Raw genomic sequence first — 23,618 nt, forward strand, 5'->3', positions numbered from 1 at the left:
TCGTCAGAGTTTGACGAGAAATTTCCCCGCCCTAGGTCTGCCGCGTGAGAATCATGACAGGGCAGGTCGCGGCCCGTACGATCTTGATCGAGGTGTCTCCGAGGAAGACCCGCCTGAGTGGCCCGGTGGCGCTGGAAGCGCATATGATCATCTCGCCGGGGAGCCACGAGGTCGCGCCGAGTGCCTGCGCGACGTTGCGGCCCTCCAGCACCTCCACCTCCACGCGTGGCCGTCCGTGGGCCGCAGCCCGCAGGTTGGAGGCCGCCTCGTCGCGCAGGCGGACGAGCATCTCCTTCTCGATCCTGGCGCGCCTGCCGTTGCTGATCACCAGCGTGACCAGCCGCAGGGGCACGTCCAGCGACGCGGCCACCGCCGCCGCGTCCTTGACCGCCGCGTCGCAGCCGAGGCTGCGCCGGTAGGCGACGGTGAGGCGTTCGAAGGCGGCGGGGGGCTTGTCGCCGTAGCCGCGCGGGGCGAGCAGCACGGGAACGGAGGACGAGTGCAGGAGCTGGTCGGCGGTGCTGCCGACGGTGATGCGGCCCTTGCCGCCGCCGGAGGCCGAGCCGATCACCACGACGTCGGCGCCGCGCCTGCGCGCCAGCTCCACCAGCCCGCGCCCGCTGCCCTTGTGGGTGTGGACCACGTAGTCGGCGTCGTCGCCGGCCAGCTCGCGCGCCTGCCAGAGGGTCGCGTCCGCCTGCTCCATCAGGTACGCGCGCCACGCGCTCTCCTCGGCCCTGGCCGGTCCGGGCGCGGACCACGCGGGCGGCTGCACGTAGGCCACCGTCAGCTGCCCGCGCACCTGTTCCTTGACCAGCGCGCCCAGCGCCAGCCCGTCCCTGCCCCTGGGCTCCGGGATGCAACCGGCCAGCACGTTCTCGAGCTTCACCAGCCCACCTCGGCATTCAGCCGCGAATGGCCGTAGCCGTACAGGAAGTAGCAGATCAGCCCCACCAGCATCCACAGCCCGAACGCCACCCAGGTGACCCCGGCCAGGCCCGCCATCACGATGAGGCAGAAGACGGCGCCGAGCACCGGCGTGGCGGGGAACAGCGGCGTGCGGAAGGTGCGCGGCAGCTCGGGGCTGCGGTAGCGCAGGACGAGCACGCCGACGTTCACGATGGCGAAGGCGAACAGGGTGCCGATGCTGGTCGCCTCGGCGAGCTGGCCGAGCGGCACCAGGCCGGCCAGCACGGAGATGAACGCGGCGACGATGAGGGTGTTCGCGACGGGGACCTGGTGGCGCATGTCGACCCGCTGGAAGACGCGCGGGATCAGCCCGTCGCGGGACATGGCGAACAGGATGCGGGTCTGGCCGAAGATGACGGTGAGCACGACGCTGGCGATGGCGATGACCGCCCCGAACGAGACGATGAGGCCCGGCCAGGTGGCGCCGACGGCCAGGTCGGCGATGTAGGACAGGCTCGCCTCGGTGTGCTTGTCGTCGAACTGCGTCCACGGCAGCGCGCCGATGGCGGCCATCGCGACGAGCACGTAGATGGCCGTCACGATGACCAGTGACAGGAGGATCGCCAGGGGCAGGTCGCGCTTGGGGTTCTTGGCCTCCTCGCCCGCGGTGGAGGCGGCGTCGAAGCCGATGTAGGAGAAGAACACCTGCGAGGCCGCCGCGGTGATGCCGGCCACCCCCAGGGGGGCGAAGGGCGTGAAGTTCTTGGCCTGGAAGGCGGTGAACGCCACCACGCAGAAGAAGAGCAGCACCACGACCTTGATCATCACGAAGATCGCGTTCGCCGTGGCGCTCTCCGAGGCCCCGTACAGCAGCAGCCACGTGGCGAGCAGGACGATGACGATCGCGGTGACGTTGATCACGCCGCCGTCCTGGCCGGGGGAGCGGGTGATCGCCGCGGGCAGCGTGAAGCCGAACAGGGAGCGCAGGAACGAGTTGAGGTATTGGCCCCAGCCCACGGCCACCGCCGCCACGGACACGGCGTACTCCAGCATGAGGCACCAGCCGCAGATCCACGCCACGAGCTCGCCCAGCGTCGCGTACGCGTAGGAGTAGGACGAGCCGGACACCGGGATCGTCCCGGCCAGCTCGGCGTACGACAGGGCCGAGAACAGCGCCGTGATCGCCGCCAGCACGAACGACACCACCACCGCCGGCCCCGCCTTGGGCACCGCTTGCCCCAGGATGACGAAGATGCCGGTGCCGAGCGTGGCGCCCACGCTGAACAGCGTCAGCTGCCAGAGCGACATGGTGCGCCGCAGCTCGCCCCCCTCGCCGTGACCGCCCTCCGCGATGATGCGCTCCGTGGGCTTGGTGCGGAAGAGCCGTTGGGCCAGTGTCACGGGACACCCCCTACAGCGTGCTCGTCAGCGGCCACCTGCCGTTGGGTGTCACGATCGTTCCCGCTGTGCCGTCGAGTATGCGCTCGGCCTCGTCGAGTTTCCCGATCGCGGCCATGTCGCCGGTCGTCTCCACGAACCGGCACACCGCCTCCACCTTCGGCCCCATCGACCCCGCGGGGAACTCCAGGGCGCGCAGCTCGTGCGGCGTGGTGTGGGCGATCTCCGTCTGGTGCGGCGTGCCGAAGCCCCGCATGACGCGCGGCACGTCGGTGAGGATGAGGAACGCGTCGCACTCCAGGGCCTCGGCCAGCATCGAGGCGGTGAGGTCCTTGTCGATGACCGCCTCCACGCCGGTCAGCCGGCCGCGCTCGTCGCGGACGACCGGGATGCCGCCTCCGCCCGCGCACACCACGATGACGCCCTCGCGGATCATCTGGTGGATCAGCCGGGTCTCGACGATGCGGCGCGGGGTCGGCGACGGCACGACGCGCCGCCATTGGTCGCCGTCCCGCCGGACCGTCCAGCCGTACTCGGCGGCCAGCTTCTCGGCCTCCTCGCGCTCGTAGACCTGGCCGACGAACTTGGTCGGGTGCTCGAACGCGGGGTCGACGGCCGTCACCAGCGTCTGCGTGACCATGGCCAGGACCTGACGGCCGGGCAGGGCGTTCTGCAGGGCCTGCTGCATCCAGTAGCCGATCATGCCCTGCGTCTGCGCGCCGAGCGTGTCGAACGGGTACGGCCTGGTCAGGTTGGGGTCCGCGGCGCTCTCCAGGGCCAGCAGGCCGACCTGCGGGCCGTTCCCGTGGGTGATGACCAGCTCGTGCCGGTCGGCGAGCCGGGCGAGCGTCTTGACGGCCGCGCGGACGTTGGCCCGCTGGACGTCCGCGTCCGGCGCCTGGCCGCGCCTGAGCACCGCGTTGCCGCCCAGAGCGACGATGACCCGCATCCGGCCCCTCCTCAGACTCCGTCGCGTTCGAGCGGGCAGCTCATGCAGCGCGGGCCACCGCGCCCCCGGCCGAGCTCGCTGCCCCTGATCGTGATGACCTCGATGCCGTTGTCGCGCAGGTAGGCGTTGGTGGTGGTGTTGCGCTCGTAGGCGACGACCACGCCGGGCTCCAGCGCCAGCCCGTTGCAGCCGTCGTCCCACTGCTCCCGTTCGGCCGCGTGGAGGTCCTGCGTGGGCGTCAGGACCGTGATGGCGGGCAGGTCGATGGCGTGGGCGATGGCCCGGTGCATGTCCTGCGGCGGGTGGTCGGTGACCTTGAGCTCCTTGCGCGTCTCGCCGGGCTCGATGGTGTACGCGGGCAGCATCCCGAGACCCGCGTACTGGGTGAACACGCCCACGTCCAGCATCGTCATCACGGTGTCGAGGTGCATGAACGCCCGCGCCTTCGGCATGTCGAGCGCCACGATCCTCCGCGCGGAGCCGGCCGCGAACAGCCGCTGCGCCAGCATCTCCACCGCCTGCGGCTGGGTGCGCTCGCTCATGCCGATCAGCACCGCGCCCCTGCCGAGGACCAGCACGTCGCCGCCCTCGATGGTCGCCGGCGCGACCGGCTGGCCCGGCATCCAGCAGTGGAAGCCGCCCTGCCCGGGCCGGTTGAAGCCGTCGGCGAACGTCGGGTGGTACATGTAGACGGCCTCCATGTTGACCGTCTCGCGCATGCGGGCCTTCTTCTTCATCGCGTTGATCGACACGCCGTCGTAGATCCAGCAGGACGTGTCGCGGGTGAAGAGGTGGTTGGGCAGCGGCGGCAGGATGAAGTCGTCGTCGCGCATGGTGTGGAAGGTCACGGAGCCGGGGCCGCAGCCCCTCTCGAGCAGCTCGCCCTTGGTGATGCCGCCGGTCAGGTAGACCTGCAGCGTCGCGGAGTCCATCCCGTCGAGGATGTTGCGGACGTCGTCGGTGGCGCCGGGGCCGAGCCAGCGCTCGTCGACGACGGCGTCGAGGATGTGCTTGCGCGCCTCGGGGATGTCGACGGTCTCCCTGAGCAGGTCGGCCAGCAGGTGGACCGTGATGCCGCGGCCGGTCAGCACCCGCTGGAACTCCTCGTGCTCCTCCATCGCGCGCTGGACCCACAGCACGTCGTCGAAGAGGAACGCGTCCTTGTTGGACGGGGTCAGCCGTCTGAGCGCCCGGTCCGGCCCGTGAACGAGCACCTGGCGCAGGCGTCCGACCTCGGAATCGACGTGAAAGGCCATCTTCGCAGCATCCCCTCCTGGCGGCTTCCCCGGGCAGTATCAGCGTCTCCCCGAGGAAGCCGGTACGCCATCCGTACCCCGATGAAGCTTCGTGACGCCACGGGAGCCCTCTCGCGTTGTTCCTGGTAGCCCCTGGTACTGTGTGTGCCGACCAACACCCTTTTAAGACCCGTCCCGTGAGGCGGGAAAGGTGGTGAGATTCGCCATGTCCGATTCCAGGGCTGTCCTCGAGGCCCCTGACATCCACCGGGCGCTTACCCGCATAGCGCACGAGATCCTCGAGCGCACCAAAGGCGCCGACGACGTCGTGCTCCTCGGCATCCCGACCCGCGGCGCCACGCTGGCCCGCAGGCTCGGCGACCGCATCGAGCAGTTCGAAGGCGTCAAGATCCCGGTCGGCTCCATCGACATCACGATGTACCGCGACGACCTGCGGCTCAAGCCCGCCAGGCCGCTCGGCCGCACCGAGCTGCCGCCGGACGGCATCGACGGCAGGGTCGTCGTGCTCGTGGACGACGTCCTCTACTCCGGCCGCACCGTGCGCGCCGCGCTCGACGCGCTCAACGACCTTGGCCGGCCCACCGCGGTGCAGCTGGCCACGCTGGTCGACCGCGGCCACCGCGAGCTGCCCATCCGCGCCGACTACGTCGGCAAGAACCTCCCGACGGCCAAGAGCGAGAAGGTCAAGGTCTACCTGCAGGAGATCGACGGCCGCGACGCCGTGCTCCTCATGAAGGGGGACGCCAAGTGAACCGCCACCTGATCTCCGCGGGCGACCTCACCAAGGACGACGCGCTCCTCATCCTCGACACCGCCGAGGAGCTGGCGAGGGTCTCGGAACGTTCCATCAAGAAGCTGCCCACGCTGCGCGGGCGCACCGTGGTCAACCTGTTCTTCGAGGACTCCACCCGCACGCGCATCTCGTTCGAGGCGGCGGCCAAGCGGCTGTCCGCCGACGTGATCAACTTCTCGGCCAAGGGGTCGAGCGTCTCCAAGGGCGAGTCGCTCAAGGACACCGCGCTCACCCTCGAGGCCATGGGCGCCGACGCGGTCGTCATCCGCCACGGCGCCTCCGGCGCGCCGCACCGCCTGGCCAACTGGGTGCGCGGCAGCGTCGTCAACGCCGGCGACGGCACCCACGAGCACCCCACGCAGGCGCTGCTCGACGCCTTCTCGATGCGCCGCCGTCTGGGCAGCCTCGAAGGGCGCAAGGTCACGATCGTCGGCGACGTGCTGCACAGCCGGGTCGCCCGCTCCAACGTGCTGCTGCTCGACACGCTCGGCGCCGACGTCACGCTGGTGGCGCCGCCGACACTGCTGCCCGTCTCCGTCGGCTCCTGGCCGTGCGAGGTCTCCTACGACCTGGACGCGGTGCTGCCGAAGTCGGACGTGGTGATGATGCTGCGGGTGCAGAAGGAGCGGATGAACGCCGCCTACTTCCCCAGCGAGCGGGAGTACTCACGCCGGTACGGCCTGGACCGGGACCGGTTCGCCAAGATGCCCGAGGACGCCATCGTGATGCACCCCGGGCCGATGAACCGGGGCATGGAGATCGCCGCGGAGGTGGCCGACTCGGCGCGCTCCACGATCGTGGAGCAGGTCGCCAACGGTGTGACCATTCGCATGGCGGTGCTGTACCTGCTGCTGGGGGGAGAGAGCGCGTGATTATTCGTAATGTCAGGATTCTGGGTGGGGAGCCCGTCGACATCCGTGTCGCCGACGGGATGATCGCCGAGATCGGGCCGGGCCTGGAGGGGCCCGAGACCGTCGACGGCGGCGGCGCGATCGCGCTGCCCGGCCTCGTGGACCTGCACACCCACCTGCGCGAGCCCGGCCGCGAGGACGCCGAGACCGTGCAGACCGGCACCCAGTCGGCCGCCCGGGGCGGTTACACCGCCGTGCACGCCATGGCCAACACCTCGCCGGTCGCCGACACCGCGGGGGTCGTCGAGCAGGTGTGGCGGCTCGGGCGCGAGTTCGCGCACTGCGACGTCCACCCCGTCGGCGCCGTCACCGTCGGCCTGGAGGGCAAGCAGCTCGCCGAGCTGGGCGCGATGGCCGACTCGGCCGCCCGCGTGCGGGTCTTCTCCGACGACGGCAAGTGCGTGGACGACGCCGTGCTGATGCGCCGTGCCCTGGAGTACGTCAAGGCGTTCGACGGCGTCATCGCCCAGCACGCCCAGGAGCCCAGGCTCACCTCCGGGGCCCAGATGAACGAGGGCGTGATCTCCGGCAGGCTCGGCCTGACCGGCTGGCCCGCGGTCGCCGAAGAGGCGATCATCGCCCGCGACTGCCTCCTGGCCGCCCACGTCGGCTCCAGGTTGCACATCTGCCACGTCTCCACGGCCGGCTCGGTCGAGATCATCCGCTGGGCCAAGTCCAAGGGCTGGAACGTCACCTGCGAGGTCACCCCGCACCACCTCCTGCTCACCGACGACCTGGTCGAGGAGTCCCCGGTGGGCGCGTACAACCCGATCTACAAGGTCAACCCGCCGCTGCGCACCCGCGCCGACGTCGAGGCGCTGCGGGCCGCGCTGGCCGACGGCACGATCGACATCGTCGCCACCGACCACGCCCCCCACCCGGTCGAGGACAAGGAGACCGAGTGGTCGGCCGCGGCCATGGGCATGGTGGGCCTGGAGACGGCGCTCAGCGTGGTCCAGGAGGCCATGGTCGAGACCGGGCTGCTCGACTGGGCGGGCGTCGCCCAGCGCATGTCCCTCGTCCCGGCCCGCATCGGCCGGCTCGGGGGCCAGGGGCAGCCGCTGGAAGTGGGCGCCCCGGCCAACATCACGCTGTACGACCCGTCCGTGCGCACCGAGGTGGATCCGTCCGCATTCGCGTCGAAGAGCAGGAACACCCCGTACGAGGGGATGACGCTGCCCGGCCGGGTGGTGGCCACGTTCCTGCGCGGCAGGGCGACCGTTCTCGAAGGGAAGCTGGTTTGAACACATCGGTGCTCGTCCTGGAAGACGGCCGCGTCTTCCAGGGACGTCCGTACGGCGCCGAGGGCGAGACGTTCGGCGAAATGGTCTTCAACACCGGCATGACCGGCTACCAGGAGACCCTCACGGACCCGTCCTACCATCGGCAGATCGTCGCCATGACGGCGCCCCACATCGGCAACACCGGCGTCAACGACGAGGACCCCGAGTCCGGGCGCGTCTGGGTCGCCGGCTACGTCGTGCGCGAGCCGTCCAGGGTCGTCTCCAACTGGCGGGCCAACCGCTCGCTCGACGACTACCTCAAGGAGCAGGGCGTCGTCGGGATCGCCATCTCCGGCACCCGCGCGCTCACCCGCCACCTGCGCGAGCGCGGCGCCATGCGCGCCGGCATCTTCACCGCGCCCGCCGTGCCGGTCGAGGAGCTGGTCGAGCGCGTGCGGCAGTCGCCCCGCATGGAGGGCGCCGACCTGGCCGCCGAGGTGGCCACCGCCGAGCCGTACGTCGTGCCGGCGATCGGCGAGAAGAGGTTCACGGTCGCGGCCGTCGACCTCGGCATCAAGGGCATGACGCCGCACCGGATGGCCGAGCGCGGCTGCGAGGTGCACGTGCTGCCCGCGACGGCCACGTACGAGCAGATCATGGCGGTCGAGCCGGACGGGGTCTTCTTCTCCAACGGGCCCGGCGACCCCGCCACGGCGGACGTGAGCGCGCTGCGGGGGGTCCTGGAGGCCAGGGTCCCGTTCTTCGGGATCTGCTTCGGCAACCAGCTCTTCGGGCGGGCCCTGGGCCTTTCCACCTACAAGCTGCGTTACGGGCACCGGGGCGTCAACCAGCCCGTCCAGGACGTGCGCACCGGCAAGGTCGAGATCTCGGCGCACAACCACGGGTTCGCCGTGCGGGCGCCGCTCGACGCGCCGTTCGAGACCCCGTACGGTCAGGCCGAGGTCAGCCACGTCAACCTCAACGACCGCTGCGTGGAGGGGCTGCGCCTGCTCGACGGGCGGGCCTTCAGCGTCCAGTACCACCCGGAGGCCGCCGCGGGCCCCCACGACGCCGCCTACCTTTTCGACGAGTTCAGTGAGGTCATGAGCCGTGCCCAAGCGTGAGGACATCAGGTCCGTCCTGGTGATCGGCTCGGGGCCGATCGTGATCGGCCAGGCGTGCGAGTTCGACTACTCCGGCACCCAGGCGTGCCGCGTGCTGCGGGCCGAGGGGTTCCGCGTCGTCCTGGTCAACAGCAACCCGGCGACGATCATGACGGACCCCGAGTTCGCCGACGCCACGTACGTCGAGCCGATCACCCCCGAGTTCGTCGAGAAGATCATCGCCAAGGAGCGGCCCGACGCGCTGCTGCCGACCCTGGGCGGGCAGACCGCGCTCAACACCGCGGTCGCGCTGCACGAGTCGGGCGTGCTGGAGAAGTACGGCGTCGAGCTGATCGGCGCCGACTTCGACGCGATCCAGGCGGGGGAGAACCGCGAGCGGTTCAAGGAGATCGTCGCCAAGGTGGCCCGCGAGCGCGGGCTCAACGCCGAGTCGGCCAGGTCGGCCATCTGCCACACGATGGAGGAGTGCCTGGCCGCCGCGGCCGAGCTGGGCTACCCGGTCGTGGTCAGGCCGTCGTTCACCATGGGCGGGGCCGGCTCCGGCTTCGCCTACGACGAGACCGACCTGCGCCGCATCGGCGGCGCCGGGCTCGACGCCTCTCCGACCACCGAGGTGCTCCTGGAGGAGTCGATCCTCGGCTGGAAGGAGTACGAGCTGGAGGTCATGCGCGACAAGCACGACAACGTCGTCATCGTCTGCTCCATCGAGAACATCGACCCGATGGGCGTCCACACCGGCGACAGCGTCACCGTCGCGCCCGCGCTGACCCTGACCGACCGCGAATACCAGAACATGCGCGACGTCGCCATCGCCGTCATCCGCGAGGTCGGCGTCGACACCGGCGGCTGCAACATCCAGTTCGCGGTCGACCCGCGCACCGGCCGCATGATCGTCATCGAGATGAACCCGCGCGTGTCCCGATCGAGCGCCCTGGCCTCCAAGGCCACCGGGTTCCCGATCGCGAAGATCGCGGCCAAGCTCGCCATCGGCTACACCCTCGACGAGATCCCCAACGACATCACCAAGGAGACCCCGGCCTCCTTCGAGCCGACGCTCGACTACATCGTGGTGAAGGTGCCGAGGTTCGCGTTCGAGAAGTTCAAGGGCGCCGACCAGACGCTCACCACGCACATGAAGTCCGTGGGCGAGGCCATGGCCATCGGCCGCTCCTTCCCCGAGGCGCTGCAGAAGGCGCTGCGGTCGCTGGAGAAGAAGGAGTCCGCCTTCACCTGGGCGGGCGAGAGCGGCGACAAGGCCGAGCTGCTCGAGCGCTGCCGCACCCCGCACGACGGGCGGCTGCGCACGATGCAGCAGGCCATCAGGGCGGGCGCCACGCCCGAGGAGGTGTTCGAGGCGACCAGCGTGGACCCGTGGTTCGTCGACCAGCTCTTCCTGCTCCACGAGGAGGCCGGGGAGGTCGCCGCCGCCGCCGAGCTGACCTCCGAGGTGCTCGAGCGGGCCAAGCGGCACGGGTTCAGCGACGCGCAGATCGGCGAGATCCGCGGCATCGACGAGGCCCGGGTGCGCGACCTGCGCCACGCGCTGGGGCTGCGCCCGGTCTACAACACCGTCGACACCTGCGCCGCCGAGTTCGCCGCGAGGACGCCGTACCTCTACTCCACCTACGACGAGGAGAACGAGGTCCCCTACGGCGAGCGCGAGAAGGTCATCATCCTCGGCTCCGGGCCCAACCGCATCGGGCAGGGCATCGAGTTCGACTACGCGTGCGTGCACGCCTCGTTCGAGCTGTCCAGGGCCGGGTTCGAGACCGTCATGGTCAACTGCAACCCGGAGACCGTCTCGACCGACTACGACACCTCCGACCGGCTCTACTTCGAGCCGCTCACCCTGGAGGACGTGCTGGAGGTCGTCCACGCCGAGCAGCAGACCGGCCCGGTCGCGGGCGTGATCGTGCAGCTCGGCGGCCAGACGCCGCTGGGGCTGGCGCAGGCGCTCAAGGACGCGGGCGTGCCCGTGGTCGGCACCTCGCCGGAGTCGATCCACCTGGCCGAGGAGCGCGGCGCGTTCGGGCGGGTGCTGGCCGAGGCGGGGCTGCCCGCGCCCAAGCACGGCACCGCGCTCACCGTCGCCGAGGCCCGGGAGATCGCCGAGGAGATCGGCTACCCCGTGCTCGTCCGGCCGTCGTACGTGCTCGGCGGCGCCGGCATGGCCATCGTGTACGACGACGAGACGCTGACGACGTACATGGCGGCCCAGGAGGGCGGCCACCCGGTGCTGGTGGACAAGTTCCTGGACGAGGCCATCGAGATCGACGTCGACGCCCTCTACGACGGCTCGGAGCTCTATCTCGGCGGCGTCATGGAGCACATCGAGGAGGCCGGGATCCACTCCGGCGACTCGGCGTGCGCGCTGCCGCCCATCACGCTCGGCAGCCACGACATCAAGCGCATCCGCGCCGCCACCGAGGCCATCGCCGCCGGGGTGGGCGTGCGCGGCCTGCTGAACGTCCAGTACGCGATGTCGGCCGGCGTCCTCTACGTCCTGGAGGCCAATCCGCGGGCCAGCCGCACCGTGCCGTTCGTGTCCAAGGCCACGGCGGCGCCGCTGGCCAAGGCGGCGGCCCGGGTGATGCTCGGCGCGTCGATCGCCTCGCTGCGCGAGGAGGGCATGCTGCCCGCGACCGGCGACGGCGGGACGCTGCCACTGGACGCGTCGATCGCGGTCAAGGAGGCGGTGCTGCCGTTCAACCGCTTCCGGGGCGTGGACACCGTGCTGGGGCCCGAGATGCGCTCCACGGGCGAGGTCATGGGCATCGACGAGTTCTTCGGGATCGCGTACGCCAAGTCCCAGGCGGGCGCCTACGGCGAGCTGCCGACCAAGGGACGCGCGTTCGTGTCGGTGGCCAACCGGGACAAGCGTGCCATGATCTTCCCTGTGAAGGCGCTCGCGGATCTCGGATTCGAGATCCTGGCCACCGAGGGGACCGCCGAGGTGCTGCGCCGCAACGGCGTCCATGCCAAGATCGTGCGCAAGCAGAGCGAGGGTCCTGGTCCCGGAGGTGAGCGCACGAGCGTGCAGGCCATTCTCGACGGCGAGGTCGACCTGATCGTCAACACGCCGTTCGGCAGCCCCGGGCAGTCGGGGCCGCGGCTCGACGGCTACGACATCCGCACCGCCGCGGTGCTGCGCGGCATCCCGTGCATCACCACGGTCTCGGGACTCGCCGCGGCGGCGGCGGGCATCCAGGCGATCGTGCGCGGCGATGTCGGCGTACGGTCGCTCCAGGAGCACGCACAGGCACTCCGGGGCTGACCCCGCACGGGAGGTGAAGACGACTGGCCGGCACTCCGGTGCAGGTGACGGGCACGGTGCTGACCACGCGCCGGGTCGACGCCTACCATGCGCTGACGGTGGTGGCGCCCGGCATAGCCGAGCGCTACCGCCCCGGTCACTTCGTCTCCGTCGCGGTCGGCGGGGGCCAGACGTCGATGGTGACGCGCCGCGCGCTGTCCATCCATGACGTCAAGTCCGACTACGGCGGCACGGTCGAGCTGGTCTTCACCGCCCGTGGCCCCGGCACGGCCTGGCTGGCCGAGCGGCGCGCCCGCGACACGCTCGACCTGGTCGGGCCGCTCGGCCGGCCCTTTCCGCTGCCGCGCGACCCGGTGCACTGCGTGCTGGTCGGCGCCGAGTACGGCTCCGCGTTGCTGTTCCCGCTGGCCGACGCGCTGCTGGCGCGGGGCTGCCGGGTCGACTTCGTGCTGGGCGGGGCCGGGGCCGAGCGGGTGTTCGGCGCCATGCGGGCCCGCCGCATCGCCGAGACCACCACGCTGACCACCGAGGACGGCTCGCTCGGGCTTCGCGGCAAGGTCACCGACGCGCTACCCTCGGTGATCGCCGACACGCGGGCCGACGCGGTCTACGCCTGCGCTCCGATGGAGACGCTGCGGGCCGTGACGGCGGTGTCGATGGAGTTCGACATCCCGGTGCAGGTGGCCGTCGAGGAGTCGATGGCCTGCGGCATCGGGGTGTGCATGACGTGCGTGCTGCCCGTCATCGGGGATGACGGGGTGACCAGGATGGTGCGGGCATGCGCGGAAGGACCGGTGTTCCGGGGAGAGCGGGTGCGCTTCGAGGACGTGGGAACGATCCCGTTCGACGCGCTCGGCGCCCCCGGAGGCGGTGCACGACATGTCAGTTGATATGCGGACATTTCTGGCGCATGTGGAGCTCGCGAACCCGATCACCACGGCCGCCGGATGTGCCGCGTCCGGGCGGGAGCTGGCCCAGTTCTTCGACCTGCACCGGCTCGGGGCGCTGACCACCCGCTCGATCACCATGGCCCCGCGCGCCGGGCGGCCCACGCCGCGCATGGCCGAGACGCCCTCGGGCATGCTCAACGCGGTCGGCCTGCAGGGGCCGGGCATCGACGCGTTCCTGGAGCGCGAGCTGCCCTGGCTCGCGCAGCGGGGCATCAAGACCATCGTCTCGATCGGCGGCGGCACCGTCGCCGAATACTCCGAGCTGGCCCGCAGGCTCGCCGACGCGCCCGGGGTCACCGCTCTCGAGGTCAATCTCTCCTGCCCGAACATGGAGGACCGCGGCCGCGTCTTCGCCCGCGAGGGCAGCGCCGCGGCCGAGGTGATCGCCTCGGTCCGCTCGATCATGCGCTATGACGTGCCGGTCGTGGCCAAGCTGGCCCCCGACGTGGCCGACATCGTGTCGGTCGCGCGGGCCTGCGTGGACGCGGGGGCCGACGCGCTGTCCATGATCAACAACCCGCTGGGCATGGCCATCGACACCGAGGCGCTGCGGCCCTCGCTCGCCGCCGTGACCGGAGGGCTGTCGGGGCCCGCGATCCTGCCGCTCGCCGTACGGTGCGTGTGGCAGGTCCACGCCGCCCTGCCCGGGGTGCCCCTCATCGGCATCGGCGGCGTGATGAGCGGCAGGGACGCCTTCCAGCTGGTCCTGGCGGGCGCCTGTGTGGTCGGAGTGGGCACGGCGCTGTTCCACGACCCCTACGCCTGCCTGCGCATCGAACGCGAGCTTGAGGACCTTCTGAGGGCCCGCGGCTTCCAGCGCCTGGCCGACGCCGTCGGCCTCGCCCACCGCCCGCCGGGGAGCGCCCCCCGCCACCTGCTCGTCGACTCCGAAGAGAGCACACCATGATCATCAGCTGCCGTATCGAGGAGAGTCCGTCTTGAGTCCCGCCCCGCTCCTGACTCCCGCGCCCATCGCCGTCGCCCTGGACGCCCCGGACCTGGAGACCGCCGCCCAGTGGGCGGCCCTGGTGACGCCGCACGTCAGCACGGTCAAGGTGGGCCTGGAGCTCTACCTCCGCTACGGCCCCGACGTGATCGCCTCGGTGCGGGGGGCCAGCGGCGTGCAGGTCTTCCTCGACCTCAAGCTCCACGACATCCCCAACACCGTCGCCGGCGCCTCCCGCGCCGTCTCCCGGCTGCGCCCGGCCATCCTCACCGTGCACGCCGCCGGGGGCCCTGCCATGATCCGCGCCGCCGTGGAGGCCGCCGACCCGCAGACCCAGATCGCCGCGGTGACGATCCTCACCTCGCTGTCGGAGGCCGACCTGGCGCGCATCGGGCTCGTGGGGCCCGCCGACGACGCCGTGCGCCGCCTGGCCGCCCTGTCGGTGGAGTCGGGCGCCAAGGGGCTGGTGTGCTCGCCCAACGAGGTGTCCGCGGTGCGGGCGGAGGTGGGGGAGGGGATCACGCTCATCACGCCGGGGGTGCGGCCCGCGGGGGCCGACACGCAGGACCAGGCACGGGTCGCCACGCCCGAACAGGCCCTCGCCGACGGCGCCGACCTCCTCGTCATCGGCCGCCCCATCACCGCCTCCCCCGACCCGGGCGCAGCCGCCGCCGCGATAGCCTCTTCTCTCCGCCGCGCCTCTTAACCCACTTCTGCGGCTGCGCGCCGTTCAAGCCCATCTTTTACGGCTGCGCACGGTGGGCCGCACGCGCCGACGCCCGTGGCCGTCCGTCATGGCCGGTCGTGAAGGCTCACGGGCCGGTCGCCGTGACGACGCGCACTTTTGACCGGCTCCGTGGCGAAACGCCGGCCCATCGCGCCCGCACCCTCAGCTAGCCGGCCCTCTCGCCGACCGACGCCTGTCGTTCCGCCCACCTGAGCGATCGCCCCGATCGGGTGGGCGACCGGTCCCTCAGCCCAGCCTCTCAGCTTGGCCCAGCCCGGCCTCTCAGCCCCGGCCGGCAGTCGATCGCCCGCCGGCCTCCCAGCCCCGACTGGGGGCTGATCGCCCTTCAGGCTCACCGTCACGGTGCTCAACGTGGCGCGGCCGGGTCCGCGACGCGGGTGATCCGCAGGCTCGGATCGGGGTGGTGGGTCCCTTGGCGCGGGGGTGCCGTCCGTGGGGTGGGCGGCGGGGATTGTGGATCATGCCGTTCCGGGGTGCCTGGCAAGATCGTAATGCATCCGCGGGGGCCTGCGCACGCGATCTTCGAAATGGGTTTCGGCCCTGGTCTGGGCGGGATTTCGGACATCGGTGGGTGGCTGGAATGCGATCATCGTTGCGTTTCGCGACACCGTCGCGGGCCGACGCGCGAACCGGGAAGTGAGGGCGATTTGATCAGCACAATGTGATTTTACGATCACGCAGAGTGATGAAGTGGATTTTGTGAGGAGAGAAACGGCGCTTGACGTTGCTTAGGGGGCGATGACCAGCTAGTTTCCCTTCCCGTCCGAGTACATCGACAGAAATTCGAGGTGACCCGGCGTGGCTCTTCCTCCACTGACCCCTGAGCAGCGCGCCGCAGCCCTGGAGAAGGCTGCCAAGGCCCGTAAAGAGCGTGCCGAGGTCAAGAACCGGCTCAAGCATGGCGCGGTTTCTCTGGCTGAGGTGCTCAAGGATGGGCAGACCGACGACGTCATCGGCAAGATGAAGGTGTCGGCTCTGTTGGAATCGCTCCCCGGCGTCGGCAAGGTCCGCGCCAAGCAGCTCATGGAGCGGCTTGCCATCGCCGAGTCCCGCCGCGTGCGGGGTCTCGGCGCGAACCAGAGGGCCTCCCTCGAGCGCGAGTTCGGTGGCAACGAGAGCTAATCTCTGTTCCACAAGAAAGCGCAGGTTCAACGGGGGGTAGGAAAGTGACCGACAGGTCCTGGTCCGGCGAAGTCAGTGCCTACGAGGCATTCGGGCCCGGCGCGGAGGTCGGATTCTTGCCCTTGAGCGAACGGCGGCTGACGGTCCTTTCAGGGCCGTCGGGCGTCGGAAAGTCCACGGTCGTCGCCGAGCTCCGGCGGGCACACCCCGCGGTGTGGCTGTCGGTCTCGGTGACCACCAGGAGACCCCGTCCCGGTGAGGTGAACGGGGTCCACTACTACTTCGTCGACGGCGAGGAGTTCGACCGGCTGGTGACGGCCGGGGAGCTGCTCGAGTGGGCGGAGTTCGCGGGAAACCGCTACGGCACGCCGCGCGAGCCGGTGCTGAAGAAGCTCGCCGACGGGGTCCCCACCCTGCTCGAGATCGACCTCGAAGGCGCCAGGCAGGTGCGCGGGAGCATGCCCGAGGCCCTGCTGGTGTTCCTGGCCCCGCCCACCTGGGAGGAGCTGGAGAAGCGGCTGCGTGGCCGCGGCACCGAGCCCGAGGACGTCATCGCGCGCCGCCTGGAGGCGGGGCGGGTCGAGATGGCCGCGGAGCAGGAGTTCGACTTGACACTCGTGAACACAAGCGTCCAAGACGTGTGCCGCCGGCTGATAGCCTTGATGACTGACCCTCAGGGGGTCACGACAACCACCAACCGAGAGGTCTGACAATCGTGGCAGGCACCACCCCGGCCGCGGAGGGCATCACCAACCCGCCGATCGACGCGCTGCTCGACATCGTCGACAGCAAGTACTCCCTGGTGATCATGGGCGCCAAGCGCGCCCGCCAGATCAACGCTTACTACTCCCAGCTCGGCGAGGGCCTGCTGGAGTACGTCGGCCCGCTGGTCGAGACGCACGCGCAGGAGAAGCCGCTGTCCATCGCGCTGCGCGAGGTCTCCGAGGGCCTGCTCAACGCCGAGCCCATCGAAGGCGCGGTCTGACTCCTTCGATGAAGGTCGTCCTGGGCGTCAGCGGCGGCATCGCCGCGTACAAGGCTTGCGAGCTGCTGCGCCTGTTCACCGAGTCGGGGCACGAGGTGCGGGTCGTGCCGACCCGCGAGGCGCTGAAGTTCGTGGGCGCGCCCACCTGGGCCGCCCTGTCCGGCAACCCCGTGTCCGCCGAGGTCTGGGACGACGTTCACGAGGTGCCCCACGTGCGGATCGGCAAGCAGGCCGATCTCGTCGTGGTGGCGCCCGCGACCGCCGACGTGCTCGCCAGGGCGGCCCACGGGCTGGCCGGCGACCTGCTCACCAACACGCTGCTGACGGCCACCTGCCCGGTCGTGTTCGCGCCCGCGATGCACACCGAGATGTGGCAGCACCCCGCCACCCGCGCCAACGTCGAGACGCTGCGCGAGCGGGGCGCCGTCGTGATCGACCCCGCCGTCGGGCGCCTCACCGGCGCCGACACCGGCCCCGGGCGCCTGCCCGACCCCGCGGAGATCTTCGAGGTCTGCCTGCGGGTGCTGCGCGGCCGGCCCCGCGACCTGGCCGGGCGCAAGGTCGTCGTCTCCGCCGGAGGCACGCGGGAGGCGATCGACCCGGTCCGCTACCTCGGCAACCGCTCCTCGGGGCGGCAGGGCTACGCGCTGGCGCGCACGGCCGTCGCCCGGGGGGCCGAGGTGACGCTGGTGGCGGCGAACGTCACGCTGCCTGACCCCGCCGGTGCCAAGGTCGTGCGGGTGGAGTCGGCGTCCGAGCTGCGCGATGCGGTGCTCGCCGCCGCGGCCGACGCCGACGCGGTGGTCATGGCCGCCGCGGTGGCCGACTTCCGGCCCGCCACGCGGCACGAGGCGAAGATCAAGAAGACGGACGGCGAGCCGGAGCCGATCTTCCTGGCCAAGAATCCCGACATCCTCGCCGAGCTCGGCACCCTCCGCCGCGAGGCCCGCACCGCGCAAACGCGCCACGCGGCCGCGGCCCAGCCCCTCCCGGCCGCCGCGGATCCCGCCGCTGCCGGGCTTGAGCCGGGTGGTGTCGTGCCGCGCCGGGAGCGTGGGGCGTACCCCGAGGTGATCGTCGGGTTCGCCGCCGAGACGCACGACGTGCTCGCCAACGGTCAGGCCAAACTCGCCCGCAAGGGGTGCGACCTGCTGGTCGTCAACCAGGTGGGGGAGGGGCTGGCGTTCGGCACGCCCGACAACGCGGCCACCGTGCTGGTGGCGGGCGGCGACCCGGTCGAGGTGCCGTTCGGGCCCAAGGAGGCCCTCGCCGACGTCGTGTGGGACCTCGTGGCGGCCCGTCTTCCCTAGCGTGGCCCCGGCCCTTCCGGGATGTGCGTATCCGGTGCTCGTACCCGGCGTTGGACCGTTCAAATCGTGCAAGAGCGATTACCCGATCACCTATTGCTACACCCCTATCGCCTGCGGATACTTGGGGCGAAGGGGGATGGAATGCCGGTGGGTTCTGCTGTCAGAGACCGTTGTAGAACATTGCTCGGCGACCAGGGGGAGATCCGCTACGTCTTTCCGGCGGTGTCGGCGGGACCGGGCGGGACGGGGAATTTCCTGATCGTGGTCACCGCTTCCTCGATATCGGTGCTGGCCACCAGGACGCTCAGGAGCGATCGGCCGGTCGCGGTGTTCGCGGAGTTCCCGCGACACACCAGGCTCGGCCCCATCCTGCCTGGACCGGTCATCGAGCTGGACTCCATGGTGTTCGAGTTCGATGAGGAGTACGCCGCGGTGGTGGCGGCCGCCGACGCGGAGATCTTCGCGCCGGAGACCCTGCCGCCCGACCCCCTGCCCGAGCTGTGACGGAAACAGGAGCGCGGACGGTTTCGCGCCCTGGCGCCGGGTGGGGCTAGACTTCGGCGAGGCCCAGGTATGCCCATGCGTCCCGGGCCTTAAATCCGTCAGCAGCCGCTGCATGAGGAGCCACTGAGTTGTCACGTCGCCTGTTCACCTCCGAGTCGGTCACCGAAGGCCACCCGGACAAGATCGCTGACCAGATCAGTGACGCGATTCTCGACGCCATGCTCAAGGACGACCCCAAGAGCCGGGTCGCGGTCGAGACGCTGATCACTACCGGCCAGGTCCATGTCGCAGGCGAGGTCACCACCGAGACCTACATCGACATCCCGGCCCTCATCCGGGAGAAGATCCTCGAGATCGGCTACGACGCCTCCCACAAGGGCTTCGACGGCGCTTCGTGCGGCGTGTCGGTGTCCATCGGCGCCCAGTCCCCCGACATCGCCCAGGGCGTCAACGACGCCTACGAGAGCCGGGTCGACCAGGCCGAGGACGAGCTGGACCGCCAGGGCGCGGGCGACCAGGGCCTCATGTTCGGCTATGCCTGCCGCGAGACCCCCGAGCTCATGCCGCTGCCGATCACCCTGGCTCACCGGCTGGCGCAGCGGCTGTCGGAGGTGCGCAAGAGCGGCACGGTGCCCTACCTCCGTCCCGACGGCAAGACGCAGGTGACGATCGAGTACGACGGCGACACGCCCGTCCGCCTCGACACCGTGGTGGTCTCCACGCAGCACGCGGCGGAGATCGACCTGAAGGAGATGCTGACGCCGGACATCAAGGAGCACGTGGTCGACCCCGTGCTGGCCGGCCTCGACCTCGACACCGAGGGCTACCGCCTGCTGGTCAACCCGACCGGCCGCTTCGAGATCGGCGGCCCGATGGGCGACGCCGGCCTGACCGGCCGCAAGATCATCATCGACACCTACGGCGGCATGGCCCGCCACGGTGGCGGCGCCTTCTCCGGCAAGGACCCGTCCAAGGTCGACCGCTCGGCGGCCTACGCCATGCGCTGGGTGGCCAAGAACGTCGTCGCCGCCGGCCTGGCCGACCGGTGCGAGGTCCAGGTCGCGTACGCGATCGGCAAGGCGCAGCCGGTGGGTCTGTTCGTGGAGTGCTTCGGCACCGAGAAGCTGCCGGTCGAGAAGATCCAGGACGCCGTCCTCCAGGTCTTCGACCTGCGCCCGGCCGCCATCATCCGCGACCTCGACCTGCTGCGCCCGATCTACTCGGAGACCGCCGCCTACGGCCACTTCGGCCGTGAGGGCTTCTCCTGGGAGTCCACGGACCGCGCCGAGGCCCTGCGCACCGCCGCCGGCCTCTGACCCACGCCGTCCGAGCTCAAGGGGCGCCGCCTTGGTGTGCGGCGCCTCTGGGCGTGTCAGGCGCGCCCCGGAGTCGGCGCGGCTCCGGAAGGCGGCACCCGCGGCCTTGAGGTCCGGGGACGCGCGCCGTGCTCGACGACCGGCCCATCTGGGTTGACGCGGCCTTCCGGCGTGCCCGTAACCGCTGGGGACGCGTGGCCCCGGCAACCGTTCCGCTCTCGCTCAGTCACGGCGAACGGTCTGGTAGACGTTATGCGTGACCGACTCCGACGACGCCCTTCTGCCGCTCGACGCCGTGCGGCCCCCAGCGTCGTCGAAGGACACCAAAGGGGCCCCCGCGCCCGCCCCTGAGCGCCCCGTGGCGAGGGTCGTGGTGGACAGCCCGCTGCCGCACCTCGACCGCCCCTTCGACTACCTGGTGCCCGACTCCATGCATGAGACGGCCGGTCCGGGCGTGCGGGTGCGGGTGCGGTTCGCGGGCAAGCTGGTCGACGGGTTCCTGCTGGAACGGGCGGACGAGAGCGACCACGACGGCAGGCTCATGCCGCTCGAACGCGTGGTGTCCCCCGAACGCGTGCTCACCCCCGAGATCGCCGGGCTGGCCAGGGCGGTCGCCGACCGGTACGCGGGCACCCTGACCGACGTGCTCCGCCTGGCCGTCCCGCCCCGCCACGCCAAGGCCGAGTCGGAGGAGCCCGCCAAGCAGGACCTGCCGCCCGCGGAGCCGTCCCAGACCGAAAGCGCATGGAACGCGTACCCGACCGGCCCCTCCTTCCTCGGCGCGCTGCGCGACGGGCGCGCGCCCCGCGCCGTGTGGTCCGCCCTGCCGGGCGCCAGGGGATGGGCGGGGGCGACGGCCGAGGCCGTGCGGGCGACGCTGGACGGTGGCAGGGGAGCGGTCGTCGTGGTGCCCGACGGGAAGGACGTGGCGCTGGCCGACGGCGAGTTCGCCCGGGTGCTGGGGCCGGGCAGGCACGTGGCGCTCACCGCCGACCTCGGCCCGGCCGAGCGCTACCGCCGGTGGCTGAAGGTGCTGAGAGGCCAGGTGCGGGCCGTCGTCGGCACCAGGGCCGCGATGTTCGCCCCCGTCGCCGATCTCGGCCTGGTGGCCATCTGGGACGACGGTGACGACCTTCACGCCGAGCGCCTGGCGCCGTATCCGCACGCCCGCGAGGTTCTCGGCCTGCGCGCCCACAGGACCGGCGCCGCGATGCTCATCGGCGGATACGCGCGCACCGCCGAGGCCACCCAGCTCGTCGCCTCCGGCTGGGCCAGGCCGATCGTGGCCGCCCGCACGATGATCAGGGGCCTGGGCCCCCGGGTGCGCCCCGCGGGCGAGGACGCCGAGCTGGCCAAGGACCAGGCGGCCCGCCAGGCCAGGCTGCCCAGCCTCGCCTGGCGGGCCCTGCGCCACGGCCTGGACAGCGGGCCCGTGCTGGTGCAGGTGCCCAGGCGCGGCTACCTGCCCGCCCTGGCCTGCCGGCACTGCCGTACTCCCGCCCGTTGCGCCCTGCCCCCCACACGGCCCCCCACGCGGAGCGCGGCGGTGCCGTCGGACCCGCACGCCGGCACGGCCTTCCCGATGCCGGAGGCCCCGGCGGAGGCCGGTCACCTGTGCCACGGGCCGCTCGCCCTCCGGGGCGGCCACGCGGCCCCCTACTGCCGCTGGTGCGGCCGGGTGGACGCCGACTGGCGCTGCTCGTCCTGCGGCAGCCCCAGGCTCCGCGCCGTGGTCACCGGCGCCCGGCGCACCGCGGAGGAGCTCGGCAGGGCCTTCCCCTCCGTGCCGGTGCGCACGTCGGGCCGCGACGGCGTCCTGGCCACCGTCCCCGCCACCCGCGCGCTGGTCGTCGCCACCCCGGGCGCCGAGCCCGTGGCGGAGGGCGGCTACGCGGCGGCCGTGCTGCTCGACGGCTGGGCGCTCCTGGGCAGGGCCGATCTGAGGGCGGGCGAGGAGGCGGTGCGCAGGTGGATGAACGCCGCCGCCCTGCTCCGCCCCGCCGCCGAGCTGGTGGTGCTCGGCGACGCCGCGCTGCCCGCCGTTCAGGCCCTGCTGAGGTGGGACCCCGTCACCCACGCCGAGCGCGAGCTGGGCGACCGCGCCGAGCTGGGCTTCCCGCCGGCGGTGCGGATGGCCACGCTCACCGGCGTGGCGAGCGCGGTCAGGCAGATGCTCGACGAGGTACGCCTGCCTCCCGACGCCGAGGTGCTCGGCCCCGTCCCCGTGGACGAGGCCGGCCAGGAACGCGCCATGATCCGGGTACGGAGGTCCGGCGGGGCGGCCCTGGCAGCCGCGCTCAAAGGGGCCAGTGGGGTGCGTGCGGCGCGTAAGACGCCCGATGTCGTGAAGGTGAGTGTCGACCCGCTCGACCTGATTTAGACCATTTCCCCGATTCGCTCATCTGAAGGCCAGCCGTTAGCGTGCCCATGTGTCGATCGAATGGGTGAACCAGGCCATCGACGACCTGCGCGCTTGGGGGCACGCGCGGGAAGTCGAGGTGGACGCGGACGAGGTCCGCCTGCTCTGCGACTACGCCAGCGACTATCTCAACGTCAACGAACTGGGCGACTTCAGCCCGGAGACCTTCGACGAGCTGCTGCTGTCCATCTACCCGCGCAAGGTCATCGCCCCGCCGGAGAGCGCTCCGGAGACCGTCGCCGCCGCCCGCACCTTCGTCGACTACCTCAGCGAGGCGGGCGCGGTCCCCGAGTCGACGGCGGTGCTCATGCGCGACAGGCTCGACGACATCGCGTCGCGCATGCCCGAGGCCCTCGCCGACCCCGCGAACTTCGGCATGGCCAAGAGCCTCTTCAGCTCCATCGGCCCCGAGTCGCTCGAGCAGGCGGTCGCCATCCCCTCCGGCGAGGTGCCCGACCTGGGCGAGGCGCCCTGTGACTGTCCCGGGTGCACCCCGCTGCCCGCGGCCCGGCTGGCCGCGCGGGAGGACCTCGTCGCGGCGCTGGAGAGCGTGCCCCTGCTGGCCGAGGACCCGCTGCCCGGCACCGGCGACCCGCTGGAGAGCTGGGCGGCGCGCGTCGCCGACCTGGTCGAGCGGCACGAGGGCCATTACGACCTGTTCGACATGCTCTACCGGCTCCAGGTGCGGGTGCCCGTCACCGTGATCGGCGACTACCTCGACGAGATCGCCGAGGACGGCGAGGCCGACCTGGCCGGCACGCTCGACCGGCTGTCGTGGTGCGGCATGATCCAGGTCACGGACGACACCGCGGAGCTCACCCCGCTGGCCGTCTGGGGGCTGCGCGAGCACTACCTGTCGCTCGACCTCGACGCGCCCGAGGCCCCCGACCTGGCCGAGGCCGACGCGCTCGGGCTCATCGAAGGGCTGCTCGACGGCGTTCCCGCCGAGCTCGCCGAGCAGGACATCAGCCGCTGGCTGAGCGGCCGGGCCTCCGGCGAGGCCGCCGCCGAGCTGCTGGCCGCCGCCTCCGGCGCGCCCGCCGTGGCCCGCGGCATCGCGATCACCATCGTCGACCAGCTGGGCGCCGAGGCCGAGAGCCAGGTCCGCGACCACCTCGACGACCAGGAGCTGCGCCCGCACGCCATCCACTGGCTGGCCGCCAGAGGGCTGCCCGCGCCCCAGCTCACCCAGGAGGAGCTGCTCTGGGTCAGCGTCGACATGCTGGCGCTCGCGATGCCCGCGGCCGAGGAGGATCCCGAGATCTTCGCCGAGAACATGGCCGCCTCGGGCCCGCCCGCCCATATGATCGAGGAGATGTGGCGGGTCGACCACCCCGACGTCGTCGAGGTCCTGGAGCTGCTGGGACGCTCCATCCCCGACGGCACGGTCGCGAAGGCGGCACGCAAGGCGGCCTTCAAAGCCCGGTCCCGCGCCATCCGTTGAGTACGCCCATGTGACTCCTGTGCAGTAAGTTTCGTGG

At 71.5% G+C, this 23,618-nt stretch carries 20 protein-coding genes; 16 read left to right on the forward strand and 4 right to left on the reverse strand.

Annotated elements, in window-relative coordinates:
* Positions 1–31: 31 nt before the first annotated feature.
* Genes ACWDRB_RS04525 through ACWDRB_RS04540 form a run of 4 tightly spaced genes read right to left on the reverse strand, consistent with a single transcriptional unit; the run spans position 32 to position 4,512 of the window.
* Complete coding sequence (locus tag ACWDRB_RS04525; protein WP_449891846.1) at positions 32–889, reverse strand: universal stress protein; 858 nt, start codon at positions 887–889, stop codon at positions 32–34.
* Entirely contained in the window at positions 886–2,310 is a 1,425-nt protein-coding gene (locus tag ACWDRB_RS04530; RefSeq protein ID WP_449891847.1) for an amino acid permease, read from the reverse strand. The genes ACWDRB_RS04525 and ACWDRB_RS04530 overlap by 4 nt, the downstream gene beginning before the upstream one ends.
* 10 nt (positions 2,311–2,320) lie before the next feature.
* The gene (arcC, locus tag ACWDRB_RS04535; RefSeq protein ID WP_449891848.1) at positions 2,321–3,256 is read right to left on the reverse strand and encodes a carbamate kinase; all 936 of its coding nucleotides are present in this window, start codon (positions 3,254–3,256) and stop codon (positions 2,321–2,323) included.
* Between the two features lie 11 nt (positions 3,257–3,267).
* Complete coding sequence (locus ACWDRB_RS04540; protein WP_350729082.1) at positions 3,268–4,512, reverse strand: arginine deiminase; 1,245 nt, start codon at positions 4,510–4,512, stop codon at positions 3,268–3,270.
* Between the two features lie 205 nt (positions 4,513–4,717).
* Here ACWDRB_RS04540 and pyrR point away from each other — a divergent pair, with 205 nt between their 5' ends.
* From pyrR to ACWDRB_RS04620, 16 genes are all read left to right on the forward strand, one after another.
* Positions 4,718–5,263 (forward strand): bifunctional pyr operon transcriptional regulator/uracil phosphoribosyltransferase PyrR, encoded by a 546-nt coding sequence (gene pyrR, locus ACWDRB_RS04545; protein WP_185072969.1) that lies wholly within the window; start codon positions 4,718–4,720, stop codon positions 5,261–5,263.
* Positions 5,260–6,177, forward strand: a complete 918-nt coding sequence (locus ACWDRB_RS04550) for an aspartate carbamoyltransferase catalytic subunit (protein ID WP_350729083.1) — start codon at positions 5,260–5,262, stop codon at positions 6,175–6,177. The genes pyrR and ACWDRB_RS04550 overlap by 4 nt, the downstream gene beginning before the upstream one ends.
* Complete coding sequence (locus ACWDRB_RS04555) at positions 6,174–7,460, forward strand: dihydroorotase (protein ID WP_449891849.1); 1,287 nt, start codon at positions 6,174–6,176, stop codon at positions 7,458–7,460. Before ACWDRB_RS04550 ends, ACWDRB_RS04555 begins: the two co-directional genes overlap by 4 nt.
* Complete coding sequence (carA, locus tag ACWDRB_RS04560) at positions 7,457–8,563, forward strand: glutamine-hydrolyzing carbamoyl-phosphate synthase small subunit (RefSeq protein WP_449891850.1); 1,107 nt, start codon at positions 7,457–7,459, stop codon at positions 8,561–8,563. The genes ACWDRB_RS04555 and carA overlap by 4 nt, the downstream gene beginning before the upstream one ends.
* Positions 8,550–11,837: a carbamoyl-phosphate synthase large subunit gene (gene carB / locus ACWDRB_RS04565; RefSeq protein WP_449891851.1), complete on the forward strand. Its 3,288-nt coding sequence runs from the start codon at positions 8,550–8,552 to the stop codon at positions 11,835–11,837. The genes carA and carB overlap by 14 nt, the downstream gene beginning before the upstream one ends.
* 38 nt (positions 11,838–11,875) lie before the next feature.
* Entirely contained in the window at positions 11,876–12,727 is an 852-nt protein-coding gene (locus tag ACWDRB_RS04570) for a dihydroorotate dehydrogenase electron transfer subunit (RefSeq protein ID WP_350729091.1), read from the forward strand.
* Positions 12,717–13,694: a dihydroorotate dehydrogenase gene (locus tag ACWDRB_RS04575; RefSeq protein WP_350729093.1), complete on the forward strand. Its 978-nt coding sequence runs from the start codon at positions 12,717–12,719 to the stop codon at positions 13,692–13,694. Before ACWDRB_RS04570 ends, ACWDRB_RS04575 begins: the two co-directional genes overlap by 11 nt.
* A gap of 49 nt (positions 13,695–13,743) precedes the next feature.
* Positions 13,744–14,439, forward strand: a complete 696-nt coding sequence (gene pyrF, locus ACWDRB_RS04580; protein ID WP_397366291.1) for an orotidine-5'-phosphate decarboxylase — start codon at positions 13,744–13,746, stop codon at positions 14,437–14,439.
* 840 nt (positions 14,440–15,279) lie between these two features.
* On the forward strand, positions 15,280–15,603 hold the full coding sequence (gene mihF / locus ACWDRB_RS04585; RefSeq protein WP_020541698.1) for an integration host factor, actinobacterial type: 324 nt from the start codon (positions 15,280–15,282) through the stop codon (positions 15,601–15,603).
* 116 nt (positions 15,604–15,719) lie between these two features.
* Positions 15,720–16,313, forward strand: coding sequence for a guanylate kinase (gmk, locus tag ACWDRB_RS04590; RefSeq protein ID WP_350729095.1), 594 nt, complete (start codon positions 15,720–15,722; stop codon positions 16,311–16,313).
* A gap of 5 nt (positions 16,314–16,318) precedes the next feature.
* The gene (gene rpoZ / locus ACWDRB_RS04595; protein WP_043638590.1) at positions 16,319–16,588 is read left to right on the forward strand and encodes a DNA-directed RNA polymerase subunit omega; all 270 of its coding nucleotides are present in this window, start codon (positions 16,319–16,321) and stop codon (positions 16,586–16,588) included.
* An 8-nt stretch (positions 16,589–16,596) separates the two neighbouring features.
* Complete coding sequence (gene coaBC, locus ACWDRB_RS04600; protein ID WP_449891852.1) at positions 16,597–17,898, forward strand: bifunctional phosphopantothenoylcysteine decarboxylase/phosphopantothenate--cysteine ligase CoaBC; 1,302 nt, start codon at positions 16,597–16,599, stop codon at positions 17,896–17,898.
* Positions 17,899–18,078: 180 nt separating this feature from the next.
* Entirely contained in the window at positions 18,079–18,402 is a 324-nt protein-coding gene (locus tag ACWDRB_RS04605) for a hypothetical protein (RefSeq protein ID WP_350729099.1), read from the forward strand.
* A gap of 128 nt (positions 18,403–18,530) precedes the next feature.
* A complete protein-coding gene (gene metK, locus ACWDRB_RS04610) occupies positions 18,531–19,718 on the forward strand; it encodes a methionine adenosyltransferase (protein WP_350729101.1) in 1,188 nt (395 codons plus the stop codon).
* Between the two features lie 256 nt (positions 19,719–19,974).
* Positions 19,975–22,098, forward strand: a complete 2,124-nt coding sequence (locus ACWDRB_RS04615; RefSeq protein WP_449891853.1) for a primosomal protein N' — start codon at positions 19,975–19,977, stop codon at positions 22,096–22,098.
* A 49-nt stretch (positions 22,099–22,147) separates the two neighbouring features.
* A complete protein-coding gene (locus ACWDRB_RS04620; protein WP_449891854.1) occupies positions 22,148–23,581 on the forward strand; it encodes a hypothetical protein in 1,434 nt (477 codons plus the stop codon).
* Positions 23,582–23,618: the final 37 nt, after the last annotated feature.

The organism is Nonomuraea sp. NPDC003707 (assembly GCF_053587055.1).

Coding starts and splice junctions, on each gene's coding strand:
- arcC (WP_449891848.1), bottom strand. CDS start 3,256: ATGCGGGTCATCGTCGCTCTGGGCGGCAACGCGGTGCTCAGGCGCGGC.
- ACWDRB_RS04540 (WP_350729082.1), bottom strand. CDS start 4,512: ATGGCCTTTCACGTCGATTCCGAGGTCGGACGCCTGCGCCAGGTGCTC.
- pyrR (WP_185072969.1), top strand. CDS start 4,718: ATGTCCGATTCCAGGGCTGTCCTCGAGGCCCCTGACATCCACCGGGCG.
- ACWDRB_RS04575 (WP_350729093.1), top strand. CDS start 12,717: ATGTCAGTTGATATGCGGACATTTCTGGCGCATGTGGAGCTCGCGAAC.
- coaBC (WP_449891852.1), top strand. CDS start 16,597: ATGAAGGTCGTCCTGGGCGTCAGCGGCGGCATCGCCGCGTACAAGGCT.